General features: G+C 56.0%; 23 protein-coding genes and 1 tRNA gene. 16 read left to right on the top strand and 8 right to left on the bottom strand.

What is annotated here, in order from left to right; translation table 11 throughout:
* Positions 1 to 30 precede the first annotated feature (30 nt).
* Positions 31 to 1,509, top strand: coding sequence for a D-alanyl-D-alanine carboxypeptidase/D-alanyl-D-alanine endopeptidase (gene dacB / locus ACXAET_RS10525; protein ID WP_475184381.1), 1,479 nt, complete (start codon positions 31 to 33; stop codon positions 1,507 to 1,509).
* A gap of 2 nt (positions 1,510 to 1,511) precedes the next feature.
* Here the strand turns inward: dacB and ACXAET_RS10520 are convergent, their stop codons facing one another.
* Positions 1,512 to 1,934 carry a tellurite resistance TerB family protein gene (locus ACXAET_RS10520; RefSeq protein ID WP_475184378.1) on the bottom strand — a complete coding sequence of 141 codons (423 nt, stop codon included), beginning with the start codon at positions 1,932 to 1,934 and terminating at the stop codon, positions 1,512 to 1,514.
* A gap of 83 nt (positions 1,935 to 2,017) precedes the next feature.
* Positions 2,018 to 2,485 (bottom strand): Lrp/AsnC family transcriptional regulator, encoded by a 468-nt coding sequence (locus ACXAET_RS10515; RefSeq protein WP_475184375.1) that lies wholly within the window; start codon positions 2,483 to 2,485, stop codon positions 2,018 to 2,020.
* 108 nt (positions 2,486 to 2,593) lie between these two features.
* On the opposite strand from ACXAET_RS10515, the gene phhA reads away from it, so the two are divergent.
* The 5 genes from phhA to ACXAET_RS10490 all read left to right on the top strand — a co-directional run bounded on the left by phhA (position 2,594) and on the right by ACXAET_RS10490 (position 8,333).
* The gene (gene phhA / locus ACXAET_RS10510) at positions 2,594 to 3,394 is read left to right on the top strand and encodes a phenylalanine 4-monooxygenase (RefSeq protein WP_475184373.1); all 801 of its coding nucleotides are present in this window, start codon (positions 2,594 to 2,596) and stop codon (positions 3,392 to 3,394) included.
* 7 nt (positions 3,395 to 3,401) lie between these two features.
* On the top strand, positions 3,402 to 3,755 hold the full coding sequence (locus tag ACXAET_RS10505; protein ID WP_475184369.1) for a 4a-hydroxytetrahydrobiopterin dehydratase: 354 nt from the start codon (positions 3,402 to 3,404) through the stop codon (positions 3,753 to 3,755).
* 122 nt (positions 3,756 to 3,877) lie between these two features.
* Positions 3,878 to 5,452: a lysine--tRNA ligase gene (locus ACXAET_RS10500; RefSeq protein WP_475184365.1), complete on the top strand. Its 1,575-nt coding sequence runs from the start codon at positions 3,878 to 3,880 to the stop codon at positions 5,450 to 5,452.
* Positions 5,453 to 5,500: 48 nt separating this feature from the next.
* Entirely contained in the window at positions 5,501 to 5,902 is a 402-nt protein-coding gene (locus tag ACXAET_RS10495) for a DUF4864 domain-containing protein (RefSeq protein WP_475184361.1), read from the top strand.
* A 142-nt stretch (positions 5,903 to 6,044) separates the two neighbouring features.
* Positions 6,045 to 8,333 (top strand): glycosyl hydrolase family 28-related protein, encoded by a 2,289-nt coding sequence (locus ACXAET_RS10490; protein WP_475184359.1) that lies wholly within the window; start codon positions 6,045 to 6,047, stop codon positions 8,331 to 8,333.
* A gap of 44 nt (positions 8,334 to 8,377) precedes the next feature.
* Here ACXAET_RS10490 and ACXAET_RS10485 read toward each other — a convergent pair whose 3' ends face one another.
* On the bottom strand, positions 8,378 to 9,040 hold the full coding sequence (locus ACXAET_RS10485) for a hypothetical protein (RefSeq protein WP_475184356.1): 663 nt from the start codon (positions 9,038 to 9,040) through the stop codon (positions 8,378 to 8,380).
* 146 nt (positions 9,041 to 9,186) lie between these two features.
* On the opposite strand from ACXAET_RS10485, the gene ACXAET_RS10480 reads away from it, so the two are divergent.
* Complete coding sequence (locus ACXAET_RS10480) at positions 9,187 to 9,513, top strand: antibiotic biosynthesis monooxygenase family protein (protein ID WP_068338276.1); 327 nt, start codon at positions 9,187 to 9,189, stop codon at positions 9,511 to 9,513.
* A gap of 65 nt (positions 9,514 to 9,578) precedes the next feature.
* Positions 9,579 to 9,986, top strand: a complete 408-nt coding sequence (locus ACXAET_RS10475) for a universal stress protein (RefSeq protein ID WP_475184353.1) — start codon at positions 9,579 to 9,581, stop codon at positions 9,984 to 9,986.
* Here ACXAET_RS10475 and ACXAET_RS10470 read toward each other — a convergent pair.
* Positions 9,971 to 10,474, bottom strand: a complete 504-nt coding sequence (locus ACXAET_RS10470) for a HugZ family pyridoxamine 5'-phosphate oxidase (RefSeq protein ID WP_475184351.1) — start codon at positions 10,472 to 10,474, stop codon at positions 9,971 to 9,973. The two genes, ACXAET_RS10475 and ACXAET_RS10470, sit on opposite strands and share 16 nt — an antisense overlap.
* A 238-nt stretch (positions 10,475 to 10,712) precedes the next feature.
* Here ACXAET_RS10470 and ACXAET_RS10465 point away from each other — a divergent pair, with 238 nt between their 5' ends.
* The 4 genes from ACXAET_RS10465 to ACXAET_RS10450 all read left to right on the top strand — a co-directional run bounded on the left by ACXAET_RS10465 (position 10,713) and on the right by ACXAET_RS10450 (position 12,679).
* A complete protein-coding gene (locus ACXAET_RS10465; protein ID WP_475184348.1) occupies positions 10,713 to 11,018 on the top strand; it encodes an excalibur calcium-binding domain-containing protein in 306 nt (101 codons plus the stop codon).
* Between the two features lie 98 nt (positions 11,019 to 11,116).
* Positions 11,117 to 11,407, top strand: coding sequence for a hypothetical protein (locus tag ACXAET_RS10460; RefSeq protein ID WP_068338279.1), 291 nt, complete (start codon positions 11,117 to 11,119; stop codon positions 11,405 to 11,407).
* Positions 11,408 to 11,455: 48 nt separating this feature from the next.
* Positions 11,456 to 11,809, top strand: a complete 354-nt coding sequence (locus ACXAET_RS10455; protein ID WP_475184344.1) for an MmcQ/YjbR family DNA-binding protein — start codon at positions 11,456 to 11,458, stop codon at positions 11,807 to 11,809.
* 183 nt (positions 11,810 to 11,992) lie between these two features.
* The gene (locus tag ACXAET_RS10450; protein WP_475184342.1) at positions 11,993 to 12,679 is read left to right on the top strand and encodes a biosynthetic peptidoglycan transglycosylase; all 687 of its coding nucleotides are present in this window, start codon (positions 11,993 to 11,995) and stop codon (positions 12,677 to 12,679) included.
* Here the strand turns inward: ACXAET_RS10450 and ACXAET_RS10445 are convergent.
* Complete coding sequence (locus ACXAET_RS10445; protein ID WP_475184339.1) at positions 12,653 to 13,270, bottom strand: hypothetical protein; 618 nt, start codon at positions 13,268 to 13,270, stop codon at positions 12,653 to 12,655. The genes ACXAET_RS10450 and ACXAET_RS10445 overlap by 27 nt on opposite strands.
* A 4-nt stretch (positions 13,271 to 13,274) precedes the next feature.
* The gene (uvrB, locus tag ACXAET_RS10440) at positions 13,275 to 15,461 is read right to left on the bottom strand and encodes an excinuclease ABC subunit UvrB (RefSeq protein ID WP_475184335.1); all 2,187 of its coding nucleotides are present in this window, start codon (positions 15,459 to 15,461) and stop codon (positions 13,275 to 13,277) included.
* A gap of 150 nt (positions 15,462 to 15,611) precedes the next feature.
* Between uvrB and ACXAET_RS10435 the strand changes: the two genes are divergently transcribed.
* The 3 genes from ACXAET_RS10435 to ACXAET_RS10425 all read left to right on the top strand — a co-directional run bounded on the left by ACXAET_RS10435 (position 15,612) and on the right by ACXAET_RS10425 (position 16,683).
* Positions 15,612 to 15,923 carry an ETC complex I subunit gene (locus ACXAET_RS10435; protein ID WP_475184331.1) on the top strand — a complete coding sequence of 104 codons (312 nt, stop codon included), beginning with the start codon at positions 15,612 to 15,614 and terminating at the stop codon, positions 15,921 to 15,923.
* Positions 15,924 to 16,388 (top strand): GNAT family N-acetyltransferase, encoded by a 465-nt coding sequence (locus ACXAET_RS10430; protein ID WP_475184329.1) that lies wholly within the window; start codon positions 15,924 to 15,926, stop codon positions 16,386 to 16,388.
* Between the two features lie 217 nt (positions 16,389 to 16,605).
* Positions 16,606 to 16,683 (top strand) — tRNA-Arg (locus tag ACXAET_RS10425).
* Positions 16,684 to 16,711: 28 nt separating this feature from the next.
* Here ACXAET_RS10425 and ACXAET_RS10420 read toward each other — a convergent pair.
* Together ACXAET_RS10420 and ACXAET_RS10415 are read right to left on the bottom strand one after the other, a co-directional pair.
* The gene (locus ACXAET_RS10420) at positions 16,712 to 17,680 is read right to left on the bottom strand and encodes a DMT family transporter (protein WP_475184327.1); all 969 of its coding nucleotides are present in this window, start codon (positions 17,678 to 17,680) and stop codon (positions 16,712 to 16,714) included.
* Between the two features lie 9 nt (positions 17,681 to 17,689).
* Positions 17,690 to 18,304 carry a nitroreductase family protein gene (locus ACXAET_RS10415; protein WP_475184323.1) on the bottom strand — a complete coding sequence of 205 codons (615 nt, stop codon included), beginning with the start codon at positions 18,302 to 18,304 and terminating at the stop codon, positions 17,690 to 17,692.
* Positions 18,305 to 18,457: 153 nt separating this feature from the next.
* Here ACXAET_RS10415 and ACXAET_RS10410 point away from each other — a divergent pair, with 153 nt between their 5' ends.
* Entirely contained in the window at positions 18,458 to 19,345 is an 888-nt protein-coding gene (locus ACXAET_RS10410) for a LysR family transcriptional regulator (protein ID WP_475184321.1), read from the top strand.
* Positions 19,346 to 19,415: the final 70 nt, after the last annotated feature.

Here is a 19,415-nt window from a genome sequence, read left to right as displayed (position 1 = left end):
GCCTGTGATCTCTGGGATTTTAATTGACCCATGGTTGAACGTATTTCGCGTCGTCTGTTTCTTGCTGGTCTGGGGATTTCGGTCCTGTCGAGCCAGGCCTTGGCCGATGCGCCTTTGCATTCCCTTCGGCCACAGATGCGGGGCGACCTGCCCAGCGGGGCAGAGCGCCTTATTGAGGCTGCAAGGTTACGAGGCGAGGTTGTCTTTGCTGTGGCCGATGTGAAAACCGGCGCGCAGCTAGAGGCGTTTGGCGGCACTCATGGTTTGCCACCCGCGAGTGTCGGCAAAGCTTTGACCGCGCTTTATGCGTTGGATGTTCTGGGTGCGGACCACTGCTTTGAAACTGCGTTGATGGCGGATGGTCCCATCTTAAATGGGGTGTTGGAGGGCGATCTGATCCTCGTGGGTGGCGCGGACCCGTTATTGGACACCGATGACCTTGCCAACATGGCCGCAAACCTGCGTGAAGCCGGCATTACCGAGGTACGCGGGGCGTTCAAGGTGTATGATGGTGCGCTGCCCTATGTGTTCAGCGTTGATCCGGGGCAGCCGGATCATCTGGGATACAGCCCGTCCATCAGTGGCATTTCGCTGAATTTCAACCGTGTCCATTTTGAGTGGAAGCGGGCCGGCAACGGATATGATGTGACCATGGATGCCCGAACTGCCCGCTACAGACCGTCCGTTGATACGGCCGCGATGCGGGTTGAGAAGCGTAACTTGCCTATCTACACCTATCAGCCAAGCGCGCGGCAGGATCGCTGGACAGTCGCCAGCGCTGCGTTGGGCAATGGTGGCGCGCGTTGGCTGCCTGTCCGTAAACCTGCGCTGTACGCGGGGGATGTGTTCCGGACTCTGGCTCGGTCCAACGGGATTGTTCTTGGACGTGTCCAGATCACGCGGGAAACGCCCCAGGGGCAGGTTTTGGTTGTTCACCAGAGTGATCCTTTGGAAAGCATCCTGCGGGGGATGCTGAAATACTCAACCAATATCACCGCAGAAATGGTGGGCATGGCGGCGTCCAGGGCGCGCGGGGCGGATATTCAAAGCTTGGCGGATTCGGCGGCCGAGATGAACCTATGGGCTAATGAGACTTATGGTGTGACCGGAATCTCGATGGTGGATCATTCGGGGTTGGGTGATGCGTCCCGTGTAGCCCCTGAAGATCTGGTGACAGCTTTGGTCGCTGCCCGAAAGGATGGCGTATTGCGGCCGCTACTTAAAAAGTTCGTTCTGGTCGATAGCCAGGGCCGTCCGGTCAAGGATCATCCAATCAAGGTTGACGCCAAGACCGGAACATTGAATTTCGTGTCAGGATTGGGCGGGTTTATAACAGCTCCGGATGGATCAGAGCTTGCCTTTGCCATATTCACCGCCGATGTCGTCCACCGCGCGACTATCCCCCGCGCGCTGCGCGAACGTCCCGACGGCGCTCGCAGCTGGAACCGCAGGTCCCGTAAGCTGCAACGTGCTTTGATCGAACGATGGGGATCGCTGCAAGGCAGTTGATCTCAGGTTGTGTGACGCGCCCGGGCACCCCGTTCAATGGCCGCTGCGTGCAGGCGATCAATGTTCAACTCGTAGCGGATTTCTTCCAGCAGGCGCAACTCGGTCTCAGCCAGGGAGCCATCCGCCGCGGCGACATCACAGGCCAGCGCATAAGCCGTTTCATGCAGCCGGTCCGGCAGGTTGTCGCGGATCAGGCCGAACAGGGCGTCGAGCCCGTCTTCCTGTTCGAAAAGGTCGAAGACGACTTGGGTTACGCGCCGTGTGCGGTCGGTGTCATATTCTGCAAATATCGGCAACATGTTAACCGCGCCTTCGATCTTGACCAATTCGGCGGTCCGAATCGTTTCGTCCGACGCAGAGATCGCAACCATGATCGCAACAAGGCAATCCTGTGGGGACATTGGGTGGGCTACTTGTTGGGTCATGGTGTCGTCCTGATTGGGCTTTTCTGCACCCGCACGATAGGTGGACTGACAGGCAGGTTCAACGGATTTTGCCCCCGACCCGGTCAGAGAATCGGCAACGGTCCCCTGGTTTTGGTCTGGCGCAGCACGAAATTGCTGCGGGTATCGCGCACCAAGCCGGATTTCAGCAGCCGCTGCATGATGAAGTGTTCAAGGTTCTCAGGAGTTTTTGCATAGACCTTCAGAATGAAATCATGATCGCCGGTGATCGAAGCACATTCGACGATCTGCGGTTCTGTCTCAACAAGCCGCTGAAACGACGTGATGCTTTCCTCTTGGTGATCGCGCAGGGCGACGTGAACATACGCGATGGCGTCCAGACCTACAGATTTAGCTCGTACCTGCGCAGCGTACCCGGACACCACACCAGACGCTTCGAGATCGCGTACGCGACGCCAGCATTGCGAGGCAGACAGGCCAGTGCGGTCTGCAAGCTCCTGCATCGATAGGCGCCCATCGGTTTGCAGATGCTGCAGGATGGCAATGTCAGCGGATTGAAGTGTTTGTTTCATAAATGATGCCGTGGCGATATATATTTACCAAAATAGCGGCAAAACCATCATCTACCAAACCAAATTCATCAGTTTGCGCGGCTATACTTTCCTCAAGGAAAAAAAGTAATGCCAAAATCGACCAAATACATCGCCAAGGTGGCCGATGCGCGCGGCCATATCGCCTATTCGGCCGAGGAAGACGCGGTTTGGGCCGATCTCTATGCCGCCCAAGAGAAGAACGTGCAGCGCTACATGGCCCGTGATTATCTTGCCGGGTTGGACCGGCTAAACTTGCCAAAAACCCGCGTACCGTCTTGCGCCGATATCTCCGAGCGCCTGATGGACCTGACAGGTTGGCGGGTACAGCCGGTGCCGGCGCTGATCGGGTTCAAGACCTTCTTTGGCATGCTGGCAGACCGGGTCTTTCCCGCCGCATCCTTCATCCGGTCGCGCGAGGATTTCGATTACATCGAAGAGCCCGACATTTTTCATGAGATTTTCGGTCATACACCGTTACTAAGCGATCCGCGCTTTGCGGCGTTTAGTCATGCGATTGGAAAGGCGGGGGTGCAGGCCAGCGAAAAAGACTACGCCTGGCTGATCCGGCTTTATTGGTTCTCAATCGAATTTGGGCTTCGAATTCAGGATGGTGAGATCAAGGCGCTGGGGTCTGGGCTTGCGTCTTCGCCGACCGAATTGGTCTATTCCGTGGAAAGCGACATTCCCGACCGCGACCCGTTTGATGTCCTGACGATCCTGCGCACGCCGTACCGGATCGACATGCACCAGATGGGCTATTTCGTGTTAAACTCACCTGAGGAACTGTTTGCAGCCGCCGATCGCGATCTTCTGGCGGATGTCCGTCAGGCGCAATCCCTTGGAGTGCTGCCGAACAAGTTCCCACCCAAAGCAACCGCAGCGGAGTGAACGGATCATGACCAGATCAGGACAAACCTGCAGCCTATCTGACCGAACCTGTGTACCATGTTCCGGTGGCATTCCGGCTTTGACCAAATCCGAGGCCGAAACCCACATGGCCGAACTTGCGCCCGGCTGGAAACTGGACGCAGAAACCAAAGAGCTGAGCCGTCATTACAAATTCAAAGGGTTCGCCAAGGCGACCTATCTGGCCAACCTCTGCGCCTGGCTGGCGGATCAGCAAGGGCATCACCCGGATGTAACTTTTGGTTGGGGCTATGTTGACGTAAAGCTGACCACGCACGAAATCAGCGGTCTCAGCGAGAATGACTTTATCTGGGCCGCCAAACTGGACCAGTTGACTACGTAAAACTGCCTTTCCATCACGAAAAACAACGCGCTTTATTGACTCATGCTGCACCGGCACAATAGGAGGGGCCGGTCGGTTGCATGCGGCGGCTGACGCTGTTTTTCCCGATGGAGCAAATAAAAATGTCTGAACTGCGCGAAACCGCGATGTCGTCCAAGGCCTGGCCTTTTGAAGAGGCGCGCCGGTTGCTCAAACGCTATCAGAAAGGCGCTCCGGAAAAGGGATACGTGCTGTTTGAAACTGGGTACGGCCCGTCGGGATTGCCGCATATTGGAACGTTCGGCGAGGTGGCGCGGACCACGATGGTCAAGCGCGCCTTTGAGGCACTGTCCGACATTCCGACCAAGCTGATCTGTTTCTCGGACGATCTGGACGGCATGCGCAAGGTCCCCAGCAACGTGCCCAATCCCGAGAAGCTGGAAGAACACCTACAGCGCCCGCTGACCTCGGTTCCTGATCCGTTTGGCGAATACCCCAGCTTTGGCGAGCACAACAACGCGATGCTGCGGCGTTTTCTGGACACGTTTGGGTTCGAGTATGAGTTTTACTCGGCCAAAGAGTTCTACGCGTCCGGCCAGTTTGACGAAACCTTGAAGCGTGCTGTTGAGAAATATGATGACGTAATGGCCATCATGTTGAAAAGCCTGCGGGAAGAGCGGCAGCAAACATATTCGATCTTCCTGCCGATCCATCCGGAAACGGGCAGGGTTCTGTATGTGCCCATGAAAAAGGTCTGTGCCGAGACCTATACCGTTACCTTCGATGACGAGGATGGCAAGGAATGGACCGTTCCCGTCACCGGTGGCAACGTCAAGCTTCAGTGGAAGCCGGACTTTGGTGCGCGTTGGGCGGCGTTGGGCGTCGATTTCGAGATGTATGGCAAGGAGCACGCCACCAACGAAAAGATCTACGATGGGATCTGTCGCGCGTTGGGCGGACGCGCACCTGAGCATTTCTCGTATGAGTTATTCCTGGATGAGAACGGTCAGAAGATTTCCAAGTCATCTGGCAATGGTGTGTCGATTGACGAATGGCTGACCTATGCGCCGACCGAGTCGTTGGCCTATTTCATGTATCAAAAGCCCAAGACGGCCAAGCGGATGCATTTTGATGTGATCCCAAAAGCCTATGATGAGTATCACCAGCAGTTGCGTGCGTATCCGGGGCAAGACCTGAAGGCGCAGTTGAACAACCCGGTCTGGCACATCCACGGCGGTGATGTTCCAGAGTCCACGCTGATCGTGCCTTTCGCAATGCTATTGAACCTAGCGTCGGTTTCTGGTGCCGAGGACAAGGAGGCGCTTTGGGGCTTTATCCGCCGCTATGCGCCCGAGGCCACAGCCGAGAGTCATCCCGACCTCGATCAGGCAGCCGGGTTTGCGGTGCGGTACTTCAACGACTTTGTCAAACCGACACGTCAGCACCGTGCGCCGACGGATCAGGAGCGTGAGGCGCTGGAGGCGTTGAGGGCTGCGTTGGAGTCTTATGACGGTCCTATCGAAGACGAAGCGCTGCAATCGGTGGTCTACTCGATCGGGCGCGAGCGGTTCGATCCGCTGCGCGGTTGGTTCACGGCGCTTTATGAAGTGCTGCTTGGCGCCTCGCAGGGGCCGCGATTCGGTGGGTTCATCGCGCTATACGGCGTGAGCGAAACGATCGACCTGATCGACAAAGCACTGGCCGGAGATCTGGTCTGATTTGACCTGACATCGCGTGGGGCTACCCTTGGTTCAGGAGGAAGCCCCATGCGTCGTTTATTGCTAACTATTTCGTTTGTTGCCGGTCTTGCTTCGGCCGCATTTGCCCAGAGCGATGAGATCGAAGAAAACATCGCGGCCCAAATTCAGGCGTTTGAGGCGGACGACTTTGCCAAAGCCTTTACCTACGCCAGCCCCAGTATCCAGCGCCTGTTCCAGACGCCCGAGAATTTCGGCGTGATGGTGAAGCGTGGCTATCCGATGGTCTGGCGCCCGTCCGAAGTGCGGTTTCTGGAACTGCGAGATGTGGCTGGATCGCTATGGCAAAAGGTCATGATCACCGACATTGATGGCCAGGTACACATTCTCGATTACCAAATGGTTCCGCTTGAGAATGGTTGGAAAATCAACGGCGTACAGCTTTTGGGCAATTCCGACCCTGCGGCCTGATGCAACATCACCGTCACGGTGATATGAGCGACGGTTAATCCCTTTTCAGTACTCAGGCTTTTGCGTTCGGGACGTGTCGCCCCGGACACTGGGTTTATGCGCGTGGCGGGCCGCCGCTGGCGCAACTGGGAAAGGGATTTCTATGAATAAGGCAATCACCGATGGCATCGTATTCACGCCGCCTGCTTTCGCGACTGGCCTGAATGTATGGTCCAGTGGCGATGGAACGCCGGGTTCTCCGACCTATGACGGGTCGGGAACCGGCGTTTTTGTACCCGCTGATGCGGATTTTGGCGGGTGCCTCGAAATCTTGAAAGTCAACGCAACGCAGCGTTTGCGCTACATGGGCCAGACCCCGTTATTGCCGGGCTGCTACCTGCAGATCAAAGCACGCGTCAAAGCCATCAGCGGCCCGCTACCGGATGTGCGTATCGCGGGCTGGGCGGGCGGTGCCGGGGATGTGCAAGTCACCGGTGTTGTCGAGCAGGGACCGGCAACGCAGCTATCCGCTTACGGCACGGTGCATGAAATCACCGCAATTGTCGGTACAGGCCAGCGGCCCGGTGTCGACATGCCTTGGGGCGTCGAGGCGCTTTACGGCCATTTCGGTATCGACATTGACGGAGCGAACGGAGCCGTGGTGCGTGTCGATGATATTGAGATCACAGACGTCACCGGCGTATTCTTGCGGAATCTAATCAGTCTGGTCGATGTCCGCGATTTTGGTGCTGTTGGGGATGGGGTAACAGATGACTCCGCCGCGTTCGAAGCAGCGGATCAGGCTGCCAACGGTCGTCGGGTATTTGTTCCCGGCGGGACTTATTTTCTGGCGCAGAACACCTCAATGGCATCTGAGATTGATTTCGAGGGCACAGTTACGATGCCGGACGATAAGATGCTGCTTTTGACCAAAAGCTTTGATCTGCCGACCTACATCAACGCGTTTGGCAACGAAATGCTGGCGTTTAAGAAAGCGTTTCAGGCGTTGCTGAACAATTCGGACCATGAATCATTGGATATGGGCGGGCGCAAGGTGTCTGTCAGCGAACCGATAGACATGGCTGCAGCGGTTCCGAACCGGCAATCCGGTTTCTCAACCCGCCGTGTGATCCGCAATGGACAATTCGACGTCCAAAACAGCTCGGCCTGGGATACCGAGACTTTCACCTCGGTCGCAACATACAATCCCAACGACCCGACACGTCTGGTGAACGTGGCCAATGTTGCCAACATCCCGGTCGGTTCGCTTGTGCAGGGCAGCGGCGTCGGGCGCGAGATTTATGTCCGCTCGAAGAATGAGGGCGCGGGTGAGATTACGCTGAATGCACCAATTTATGATGCTGCCGGAACGCAGACCTTCACCTTTTTGTCGTTCAAATATCTACTGGATTTCAGTGGTTTCAGCACGCTGCGCAAGTTCGGAATGGAACAGATCGAGTTCCAGTGCAACGGCCGCAGCAGCGCCATCCGTCTGGCCCCGTCCGGCAGCACCTTCGCGTTGGCGAACTGTTTTATCAGTCGCCCCAAAGACCGCGGGATCACCTCGATCGGGACGGGATGCCAGGGAATGTTAATCGATACTTGCCAGTTTCTGTCCACCGAGGAGTCTTTCAATGTTTCGGATCGCAAGTCCATCGCACTGAATGCCACGGCCAATGATGTGAAGCTGCGCCACAATAGGGCCGTGCGGTTCCTGCATTTTGCCGTTCTGGGCGGTACGAACAACATGATCCTTGGCAATCACTTTTTCCAGGGTGACAGTATTCCGCAAGGCGTTCGCAGTCCCGGATTGATCATGATCGGCACGTATAACAGTTCGACCATCTCGGGGAATTATATCGACAACTGCTTTATCCAGTGGACCAACGAACGGGATGCAGATCCTGTCTACCGAGCTGGGTTTTCGTTCAGTTCGATGGCAATCACCGACAATATTTTCTATTCCAGTGAAGTTGCGCCCTGGTTCAGCTACATCACCATCCGCCCACATGGCGCGGGGCATTTCCTGAATGGTGTGGTCATCACAGGGAACAAGTTTCGGTCCACAAGCGGAAGCATAAATCGGGTAGAGCAGGTGGACACCTCTTTTGCCAGTCTGAACAACTATGCGCATCGGAATGTTATGTTCGAAAACAATACATTTCATGGAGTGGACCAAAAAGTTGCGAACCCTTTGCGGGTAACGCATTCGCAAGGTTCCCCATCGCAGGCATGGTCGATTAAAGCCGCCGGAGAGCTGCCATTTGGCGGCTTTGCACGCAGCTGCGATGCGGTTACGGCGCTGGGCCCGCTGAAGAACGTATTTGGCTTGACGGCTTATGCGAGCCCGTATGTCGAGTTGGAGCAGGGAGCCGGGCGAGACGCCATCAACCTGCGATGGCCCGAGGCCGTGAGTGGGGAAGTCTCAACCCTCATTCGTATGGAAAGTTAATGTCCTTTGTGGCCGCCCCCGCACGGGCGGCCAATTCGCTGACTTCAGAACGTGTTCCAGAGTGCAAATTTTACACCCGTGTCGTTGCGGGCCTTATTGCGTTCAAAGCCCAGCACCCAGGTCCTTCCGTTGTCTCGCCCACGAATCAGGACAGAGGGCCGAACAGTCCAAAACAGCGAGTTTTCAGGCGTGTAGCTTGTTTCAATTTGCATCATGGGGTTAAGCAGCCTGTCCCCGGACAGGCCAGCGGTAATGTCGAGCTTGCGGAACACTGCGTCATGCGTGCGGTTCTCCCATGCCGCCTCAACCGCCAACCATCCGTTGCCCCATCCGGTCTGGAACCCCTTACCGTAAGATAGGGTCAATTTGTACATCGCCCAGGACCCAAGCAGCCTATAGTGAGCGCCAGCGCCGAACTCTGCCGCAAAACGTCCCCAGTTGTCGAAATCAGCAACCGGAATGCGCGCGAATACAAGTGCGTGGCCAAAGTAGTCCCGGTTTTGCTCCAAGTCCAATCCGATTGTCACATTTGGCCTGAGTCCAAATTCGGCATACAGCGCGGTTTTGTAGTTGTAACTCCCATCCGGGTCTTTGAAAGCCGTAACCGAGGCCGCAGTGAATGCGGCATCTTTTTCACGTAGCCATGCACCGGACCAAGCCGGGGCCGCGGCCAAGAGAAGTGAAAAAAGAAAAACGACTCGGCACATGCGCAAAGCATCGGCCCGTGTGGTTAACAGATGGTTAGTAATCTGTTCACTTCTTGGAAACCAACAAAAGAGGCGGTGTCATCCAGCGAAACGCAAGACCTTGCCGAATACTGTGTTAGTATTTGGGTAGATAAGGGAGTATCCAGATGCCGAAAATTTCCGAGAATGCGAGCGTCCAGACAGTTATAACCACTTTTGAAATGACTCCGGGCACCTGCCAAGACCTGCTTGAGGCGCTGACCGATGCCTATTCCGAGTTTATTTCGAAACAGCCAGGGTTCGTTGCGGCTGGTCTGCACGTCAATGATGCACAGACGCGAATTGCCAATTACTCGCAGTGGACCCGGCGCGAAGATTTTCTGGCTATGCTGCGCACTCCTGAAATGCGGGATCGCAACCGCAAGATCAACGAGCTGTGCAAAAGCTTTGAGCCGGTCATGTATGATGTGGCCGAAACATTCGGCAGTTTCTGACCTAGATCAATGACTTGGCGCGCCGCGCCATTCAGGTTGCAGAAACGAAAACGGAGGCGCGCGCCATGTATAACAATATTCTTGTCCCTATATCCTTTGATGCTGAACGGGACATTTCCGGACCGCTAAAACTGGCTGAACTGCTCTCGACACCAGATGCAAGGGTCACGCTCTTGCATGTGGTCGAACACATCCCAAGCTACGCGATTTCGTATATGCCGCCCGAATATTTGTCCGAGGCCCGCAAGGCATTGAAGGTCGAGTTGGATGACCTGGCGGCCAAACTGCCCAATGCGATCGGTGAGGTGGTTGAGGGGCATTCCGGACGCACCATTCTGGACTGGGCGGAAACTCACAAACCGGACCTGATTATCATGGCGTCACATCGGCCGGGCATGCAGGACCTTCTGCTGGGGTCGACCACCAACCATGTGGTGCGTCATGCCGCCTGCGCGGTTCACGTGGTGCGCTGACCGGGCCACAGATCTGCTTGGGTAAGCCGCCACGCTTTGCCGAATCCACCATTTAGCAAAGCATCTGAGATGTCGAACCGAACAAAACCGAAATCGGCGAAATCGACGTAGAGTTTCGCTTTCGGTCGCAGGGTCAGATATCGCGACCGCAAAGTAGTATGGTCGGTGCTTTCGTGTGGAATGAACCGGGCTTTGGCGTGCAGCGTCAACCGAGGATGGGTCAGGGGGTCACCGGTTTCGCCGGGGTCCCCGACCAACAGCGCACAGGCTGGGTTGGTACGCAGCGCCTGGGTATGATCCGCCAGGGTCGAGATCAGCGTCACTGGTCCGCCTGCGTCATCCGTGGCCAGCGCGATGCGCGATACCGAAGGCAGCCCAAGGTCCGGTCGCAAGGTAGCAAGTGCGGCATGGCGCGCGCCATCGATTAACTCGCGGGCCAGCGTACGGGCAGTATCGTCGACCGGGCGGAAGGGGTCGGTTCGGCTCATGTCTTCTGTCTCGCTGTTTCAAGAGCTTAATAGATAGCCGCATCCGTTGTTCTGTACGAGGGCTGGTTTCCGACCGGTCTTGCGTCTCGGTTTCGCCACAAACTCGGTTTAACAGAATGCCATGTCCCACAAGACGCGCATAGAAAACATGGACACCCCCGCCCCAAAAACTTCGCGACGCCAGCGACGAGCAGAAGCCTTGCGCAAGCGTGCCCTGTCGCCGATCAGGATCATGCTCATGGTCCTTATGCTGCCGGTGACTACTATCGGCATCGCGGTCGGTGTTTATCTGCGGACCTCGGAATTCGAACATGATGAGGCGTTGCTGCACCTGATTGCCTTGGCTGGATGTAACGCGGTCGAAAACATCGTGCCAGGACCCTTTGTGGCCGGTAGGCCGGGCTATCACAAGCGCAACGACCCGGATGGCGATGGCGTGGCCTGCGAAACCCGCAGCGTGGTTTTCGAACCAAGCGCGCCGCCGCAGCAAACCGAGACACCCGCAGCACGCAGGGTCGGAACCGCCAAGTTCGTGCGGCCCTGACCCGAACTCTGAGAGAATCCCCGAGGGTATGTTACACTGCACCTGACGCGCCGTTTTGGCCGTCATTGGGGGGTTTCGCCCTGACAGGGAGGAAAGACATGTTTGCACGCATTACTCAGTTCAAAATGAAGCCCGGCATGCGGAATGCTGCCGAGGCCAAAATGAACGAATTGAAAGATCAGATCATGGGCATGGACGGTATGCACAGCTTTACCAATGTCATGAATGAAGACGGCACCGGATTTGTTGTTGCTGTCGTGCAAAGCGAGGAGAAATCGAACGCAAACGCGCCCAAAGTGGCCGAGCTGTGGGGCCATTTTGCTGAGTTTCTTGAAGGCCCGCCATCGCCTGCCGGGTTTGACGTAGTTGTCCATTGGGACAAGGGATAAAGCCCGACACAGCTTGCCTTATTTCGATCAATCGCCAATCTTCGGGCGATGACACGCGATGAGTTCAACAGTTTTTGCGCCAGCCTCAAAGCCACGTCTCACGTGGTGCAATGGGGTAATGCGGATGTGTGGAAAGTGGGCGGCAAGGTGTTTGCCATCTGCGGCTGGAACGAGGGGCGCGATGCCTTCACGTTCAAAGTCACCGATCTGGCTTTCGAGGTGCTTCAGGACGAACCCGGCATCCGCCCCGCCCCCTATCTGGCCTCACGGGGGATGAAATGGCTACAGGTCTACGAAGAACGCGGGATGAGCGACGCCTCCCTGCGCGAACATATCCTGACGTCTTATGATCTGGTTGTGGCCAAACTGACCAAGAAGATGCGGACGGAGTTGGGGGTTTAGGGTGGGGTTTTACCCCATCAAGAATTCGTAGGTTTGACAAAGATGGGTTAAAAATTCATCCTAAGGTTGACATTGAGCCTCCAAAACCAGATGCGCGCCGGGATTGAAATATCATGTATCTGCTCGCCAATATGGAATTCTGCTGATATCTCGAAGCTCATGGAAACTAGGAACACCCCAAGATTGGATTTGAGCATCAAACGCCGATTGCGAGCGTTGAACTGGGATTTGGATAGAATTGTAGAAGAAGTGCAATTTGACTCGCAATCCACAGTTTGGACTGTTCCGGCAGTCAAGCTTAAAAGTTTAGACATTGATGTCGTTCAAATGATTCTACTAGTTGAAGACAGACGCTTTTTTCGACATCTTGGGTTTGAGTTTCGCGCAATACCTCGATTGATCAAAAGAGCTCTCAAGTTTCGAAGACCTGGTGGAATAAGCACCTTGGATCAGCAGCTTGTACGCATTATTACAAATAGACGCGAAAGAACCGTTTCGCGTAAAGTCAGGGAAACTGTTCTTGCCGCAGCAATAAATAGCTGGCTTTCCAAGGAAGATCTATTGTTGTCCTATCTAAAGAGGAGTTATTTTGGGCACGGCTTAATAGGGGTTGAGGCAGCTTCAAAACGCTTGTTCGACAAGGAGCCCGAACTGTTGTCAACAAATGAAGCCGCTTTTATTGCTTCGTTGTTGGCAAGGCCAATTCCAGGAGTTGTTGTAGACTGTCTGAATGACTTTAAGTTGCTTACATCACGGCGACCTGAGGACTACATTGGCATGGCAAGGGTCTGTGCGCCTACTTGGGCTATGGCTGTCCGGGCGCGCTATCTGTACACATTAAAGCTATTTCACGACTCCAAAGAGTCTTGAGACTAGAAACAGCACCGAAATATCCTCCAACTTACCATGCTGTGTGTTGTTCCAGTATTGCACCGACCCGAACTCGTCGTTTTCGACGCGCTCAAGTAGACTGCGTTGAAACCTCTGAAAGTTCCTTCGCGCTACTTGCAATTTTTGAAAAACACGCGCAGCAATAGCTGTGTCCAAACTGCTCAAGTCCCAACCGTGCCGGTATCTAAGCTGTAGACCATCCCCGCTATCCTTCAGGGGATCGTGGCACTCGTAGACAAACAAAGTTGCCGTTTCCCGGTCGAAGTACACCGACAGCCTCGCCGAAATTCTTGACAAAGCTGTCATCCATGCATCTACCTCTTTGTTGTATTCCGCGTAAATGGTCTCCAGATTTTTGTCATCAGTATTGAGAGCCCCGAGAAGTTTTCGGTGGGCATGGTATCTTTTGTCGAATGCATCACCGATTAGCTCGATAGTTTGAAGCGCGGCGTGTCTTTCATCCTTGCGTATGTCTTCACGGTTTTTTTCACGCCAGCTTCGGGCCTGAAACGTAAACGTTGTCATGGCAGCAATTAGCCCAAGGGCTACGGTTGATAGAAATCCCCACATTGAACTACCTCTTCCTTCTCTTCACATTCCCACCCCGCTGCCCCGGCCTCCCAGCCGTTGACCGCCCGCGTGATTTCACTGCATCTTCCGAGGCTTTCTCAACCGCCCATTGGCGCGCCATGGGGTCGTCGGCGACGGCGAGGTCGACCGCTTCCAGACGTTTGATTTCATCCCGGATGTTGGCGGCTTCTTCGAACTCAAGGTTCTCGGCGGCTTTGCGCATTTGTTCGCGCAACCCGTCCAGATGGGCCTCAAGGTTGGCGCCGTGCATCGGTTTGTCGATGGTGGCGGTGACACGGTTCATGTCCACGTCGCCTTCGTAGAGGCCGGCCAGAACATCCTCGACATTCTTTTTCACCGTCGCGGGCGTGATGCCGTGTTCCTCGTTATAGGCGATCTGTTTGGCGCGGCGGCGGTTGGTCTCGTTAAGGGCGCGCTCCATCGAACCGGTGATCTTGTCGGCATACATGATCACCCGACCATCCGCGTTCCGCGCGGCACGGCCAATGGTCTGGATCAGCGAGGTTTCAGAGCGCAGGAAGCCCTCTTTGTCGGCGTCCAGAATGGCGACCAGCCCGCATTCGGGAATATCGAGCCCCTCGCGCAGCAGGTTGATGCCGACCAGCACGTCGAACGCCCCCAACCGCAGATCGCGCAGGATTTCGATGCGCTCAATCGTGTCGATGTCCGAGTGCATGTAGCGGACCTTGATGCCCTGTTCGTGCAGGTATTCGGTCAGGTCTTCGGCCATGCGTTTGGTCAGCGTCGTGACTAGCGTGCGATAGCCATTGGCGGCGACCCTGCGCACCTCGTCCAGCAGATCGTCCACCTGCATCGACACGGGGCGGATTTCAACCTCGGGGTCTAGCAGGCCGGTGGGTCGGATCACCTGTTCAGTGAAAACACCGCCGGATTGGTCCAGCTCCCACGCGGCAGGGGTGGCCGAGACGAAGACGGATTGCGGGCGCATCGCATCCCATTCCTCGAACTTCAGCGGGCGGTTGTCCATGCAAGACGGCAGGCGGAAGCCGTGTTCGGCCAGAGTGAACTTACGCCGATAGTCGCCCCGGTACATGCCGCCGATTTGCGGGACACTGACGTGGGATTCATCAGCAAATACGATGGCGTTGTCAGGGATGAATTCGAAAAGGGTCGGGGGCGGTTCACCCGGCGCGCGACCCGTCAGATAACGCGAGTAGTTCTCGATCCCGTTGCAAACGCCGGTGGCTTCGAGCATCTCAAGGTCGAAGTTAGTACGCTGTTCAAGGCGCTGGGCCTCAAGCAGCTTGCCTTCACCCACCAGTTGATCTAGCCGGATACGCAGCTCCTTTTTGATCCCGATAATCGCCTGCTGCATTGTCGGCTTCGGCGTCACGTAGTGAGAATTGGCGTAGACGCGGATCTGCTCCATCGTGTCGGTTTTCTCTCCGGTCAGCGGGTCGAATTCGGTGATCTGTTCCAGTTCTTCGCCGAAGAACGACAGCTTCCACGCGCGATCCTCAAGGTGAGCAGGCCAGATTTCCAGTGAATCGCCCCGCACCCGGAACGAACCACGTTGGAACGCCTGATCGTTGCGGCGGTATTGCTGGGCGACCAGATCGGCCATCACCTGTCGCTGGTCATACTCCTTTCCGACCTTCAAATCCTGCGTCATCGCGCCGTAGGTTTCGACCGAACCGATGCCGTAGATGCACGAGACCGAGGCCACGATGATCACGTCGTCCCGCTCCAGCAATGCACGCGTGGCCGAGTGGCGCATTCGATCGATCTGTTCGTTGATCTGGGATTCTTTTTCTATGTACGTGTCGGACCGCGGCACGTAAGCCTCGGGCTGGTAATAGTCATAGTATGAAACAAAGTATTCGACCGAGTTTTCGGGGAAGAAGCCCTTGAATTCGCCGTATAGCTGCGCCGCGAGTGTCTTGTTGGGCGCAAGGATGATGGCGGGGCGCTGGGTTTCCTCGATCACCTTGGCCATGGTGAAGGTCTTGCCCGTCCCGGTCGCGCCCAGAAGCACCTGATCCCTCTCACCGTCCCGCACGCCGCTGGCCAGTTCCTTAATCGCTGTCGGCTGATCGCCTGCCGGGTTGAACTCGGTGTGCATCACGAATGCCTTGCCGCCTTCCAGCTTCAGGCGGGCGCGAACGTCATCGGCGGTCAGCTGGGTCTTGTCGGAATGAGCGTATGCCATAGGGGATTCCTTTCGCGCCTGATTTTGGTCTGTTTTTGTTCTTGTTCAAGGGGGCATCTCCAATCATCGAAATTGCGACAATTGCGGACTTGTCCGCGCCGTGTGTCTGGCGCATATACATCAATAACCAAGTGAGTACGGAGAGGCGACATGCGCGCACGGATTTACAAGCCTGCCAGGAATGCGATGACCTCGGGGATGGCCAAAACCCGAAAGTGGGTTCTGGAATATGCCCCTGCTTCGGCGCGTGAGGTTGATCCGCTCATGGGGTGGACCTCGTCCAGTGACACGCAAACCCAAGTGCGCCTGAAATTCGACACCAAGGAAGAGGCGCTGGACTACGCCAAGGATAACGGGATCGAGGCGCAGGTCAGCGAGCCGCACAAGCGCAAACCAAATCTGCGCGCCCGTGGGTATGGCGAAAACTTCGCTCCTGACCGGCGTGGTGCATGGACCCACTGAATGATCGAGATCAGGCGCGTTGACCCGACCTCTGACGCGTTGCGCCCGTTGATCACGGCCCATTTCGCCCATAGCCAGACGGCGGGGCCTGCAGAAAGCAATCACACCATGGATGCACTGGCCTTGGCCGGTCCTGATGTTAGGGTCTGGGCGATCTACCACGAAGGTCAACCAGTTGGATGCGGTGCGCTCAAGGCACTGCCGGACGGTACGGCCGAGATAAAGTCGGTACATATTCTGGCGGAAATACGCGGGCGCGGCCTGGCACGGCAGATGATGAAGCACCTGGAAGATCAAGCGCGATCTGAGGGTGTTTCAGCCCTGGTCCTTGAAACCGGCGCGGCCCATCTTCCGGAATACGATGCCGCACGGAAACTCTATGAGGGATTGGGCTACGCTTACTGTGGGCCGATTATCGGGTACGAGGATGATCCGAACAGCGCTTTTATGCGGTTGGCTCTTTAGGATCGAAGATCAGGCGCGCTTATCGGCTTTGGACTTCAAACAATGGGGTTCTGGTTGCATATAGCCGGAGTCGTATTTTTATTAAGCTGCGCTCAAAAAAAGACCTTATCACCGGTGTCGATTGCATAAGTCAAACGGTGACAAATCACTAAGGTTTCCCTGCTCTTCACCAAGTTGACAATCCATAACAATTGCCTGATACAGCGCGAATACGAGTGGGCCGTTAGCTCAGCTGGATTAGAGCAGGGAACTTCTAATTCTCAGGTCGGGGGTTCGAGTCCTCCACGGCTCGCCACTTCTCTGGTCATTTCACCCCGACAGGTTCAGGTTTGTGGGTTCGGGCACGATACAGGTTTTGCGTCATCGCTGCGGGCTTTCAGGTTCGCTTGCAGAACAAGTGTTGCAACGATCGCCAGCATAACACCGGGCCATGTCGCCATTGGCGGCAAGCTGTCTCCCAAAGCCAATCCGATAAACAGAACAAGGGCCGGGTTTAGGAAGGTGTAAGACGCCACACGCGTTGGCCCGATCCGTGTGGTGCTCCACTGAAGTATGAAGAACGTTACAATCGTAGTGAATACCGACAGGTAGGCGATTCCGGCAAATACCTGCGTCGGGATCAAAGACCATTGCACCTCGGCTAGTCGTGGAAGGGACAGCAACAGCAACCAGACAGCGCCGGTCGCCAGAATCCAAAAGGTCATCCGGGCCATCGGCTCACCTCGGTGCAGAACTTTCACCAGTGTACTGTAACCCGCGAGCGCGAGTGTACCTGCCAGGAACACCAAATCACCCTGGCCGACTTCAAGCGCGAGGAAAGCGTGCGGGTCCCCCCGAAAAATGACCCAGATCGCGCCGACGGCTCCGATGGGTAAGGCCACGCGCGCCGAAAGCGACATCTTCTCGCGCAAGAGGATCGCAGCCATGGTGGCCGTGATGATCGGGTGCAAGGCAAAAATCGCCGCCGTATTCAGCGGTGTGGTCGTGCGCAACGCGGCGAACATGCACCAGAAAAACGCAACCATCAAAAGGCTCAGCACTCCGTACCGCAGCAGATCGCGCAGCGTCGGTAGAACAAGCCCGTAGCGCCAAATAACAAGTGGCGCAAATAACAGGGTCGCAAGGGCAAACCGGATCAGCGTTAGCACAACGCTGTCGAGACCGGCGGTGATGGCCGACGCGACCGGAAAGGACGTGGCGACAAGAAATGTCGCCAACAGCATCAATCCGTGAACCGGCAGGTCAAGACCGGTTCTGAATTTTGAGAGGGGGTTACTCAATTGCGTCGGCATTTCATCCTCCTACTCCGCTGCTATCGGGTTGAACCGGCTTGGGAACGGACCCGAAAATGAAATTTGTTCCAGTGGCATCCGGTCGCTGGGGGCCTCACGAGTTTGCAGGTCTTCGGGAAGGCGGTTGGCATCGGTTTGGCGCCCGATTGCGATCCCGATTTCCACCTTGAATCGGTTCGGCAGTTCCAGCACCTCAGACGCGCGGTCAAAGGCAAGACCCGCCATCGCATGTGCGGCGTATCCAAGTGCCGTAGCCTGAAGCGCAATCTGCGCCCAGGCAGCTCCTGAATCGAAGCTGTTGTAATGTGAGACCGCATCAGGCCGGGTTTCGTCGCCGGGCATCACGGTATCCGACACCAGAAAGACCAGCGCCGAAGCCTCTGCCGCCCATTGCTGATTGAACGGATCAAGCAGCGAGATGAAGGTCGACCAGTGCACATCTTGCCGCTGGGCATAGAGAAACCGCCACGGCTGCACGTTGTAAGCAGATGGCGCCCAGCGGCCTGCTTCGAGAATGGTCAAAAGGTCCTGTTCGGGCATTGCAGAGGCGTCGTAGGACCGCGGCGACCAGCGCGACAGGAAAATAGGTTCAACGGGGTGATGAGGGGTTCTTGCGGTTTGCATTCAAAACTCTCCTTAATGCTTCGGGTGTCGATTGTTCGGCGTGTGGTATGCGGTTGAACTGCCCCGCCACCGTCATGATGAAAAATACGCTCGTCGCGCCGAGTGGAGAATGTAGTGTTTGGTGAAAACATCATTCACTGATAGTGAATAACAATGGATCGTATTACCGCACTGACCGTCTTTCGAAACGTGGTTGAGCTTGGCAGCTTTGCGGCGGCTTCCCGGCAGTTGGGCCTGTCGCCCGCTGCGATCAGCAAAAACGTAAGCGAGCTGGAGGCGCATCTTTCCGTGCGCCTCATCAACCGCACCACACGGCGTATGAGTCTGACTGAGGCCGGAACCCTTTATTTTGAACGCGTGGTGCAGGTGCTCGACGACCTCGCGGAAGCGGACGGCATACTTCACGCTGCGCAAAATACTCCTTCGGGATTGCTGCGCGTCAGTGCCCCGATGACCGTGACGCTGGTCAGATTATCGGACGCAATTCCGAAATTCCTGCTCCGCTATCCTGAGATTTCGTTGGATTTAAGGCTTGATGACCGTCGGGTGAACCTTGTTGAAGAAGGCTTCGACATTGCTCTGCGCGGCAGCGACAACCTGGAAGATTCGGGCCTTATCGCACGCAAGTTGGCGACAATGGATCATGTGCTTTGCGCGGCGCCATCGTATTTGGAAACACATGGTCGGCCCCAGCAGCCTGAGGATCTGGCACAGCACAATTGCATTCAATTCAGCTTGTCAGATCATGCTACGAAATGGACCTTCCGAAACGGTAAACGAACGGCGAGCGTGCCCATAAGCGGGCGCTACAAGGTTTCCTCCAGCCTTGCCGTCCGCGACGCTTTATGTGCGGGGTTCGGCATCAGCGTCATTCCAAGAATGTATGTCGCACAAGACATTGCCGCGGGCCGGCTTTGCCCTGTTTTGATGGACTGGACACCGAATGAAACATCGCTCTATGCGGTCTACCCCTCAAGGCGCTTTGTCGTCTCGAAGGTTCGGGTATTTCTCGACTTTCTGGTCGATGAGATGAGTGCGTGACCCAAGGCGCAGTCTGGTCGTTTGGCTTGCCACCACGTGATGCGGAATAACCGCATCTTTTGAATGCATT

This window comes from Ruegeria sp. AWH4_226 (assembly GCF_056159225.1).
The sequence above is the reverse complement of the archived record's forward strand: the minus strand, read 5'-3'. Positions and strand labels throughout refer to the sequence as shown.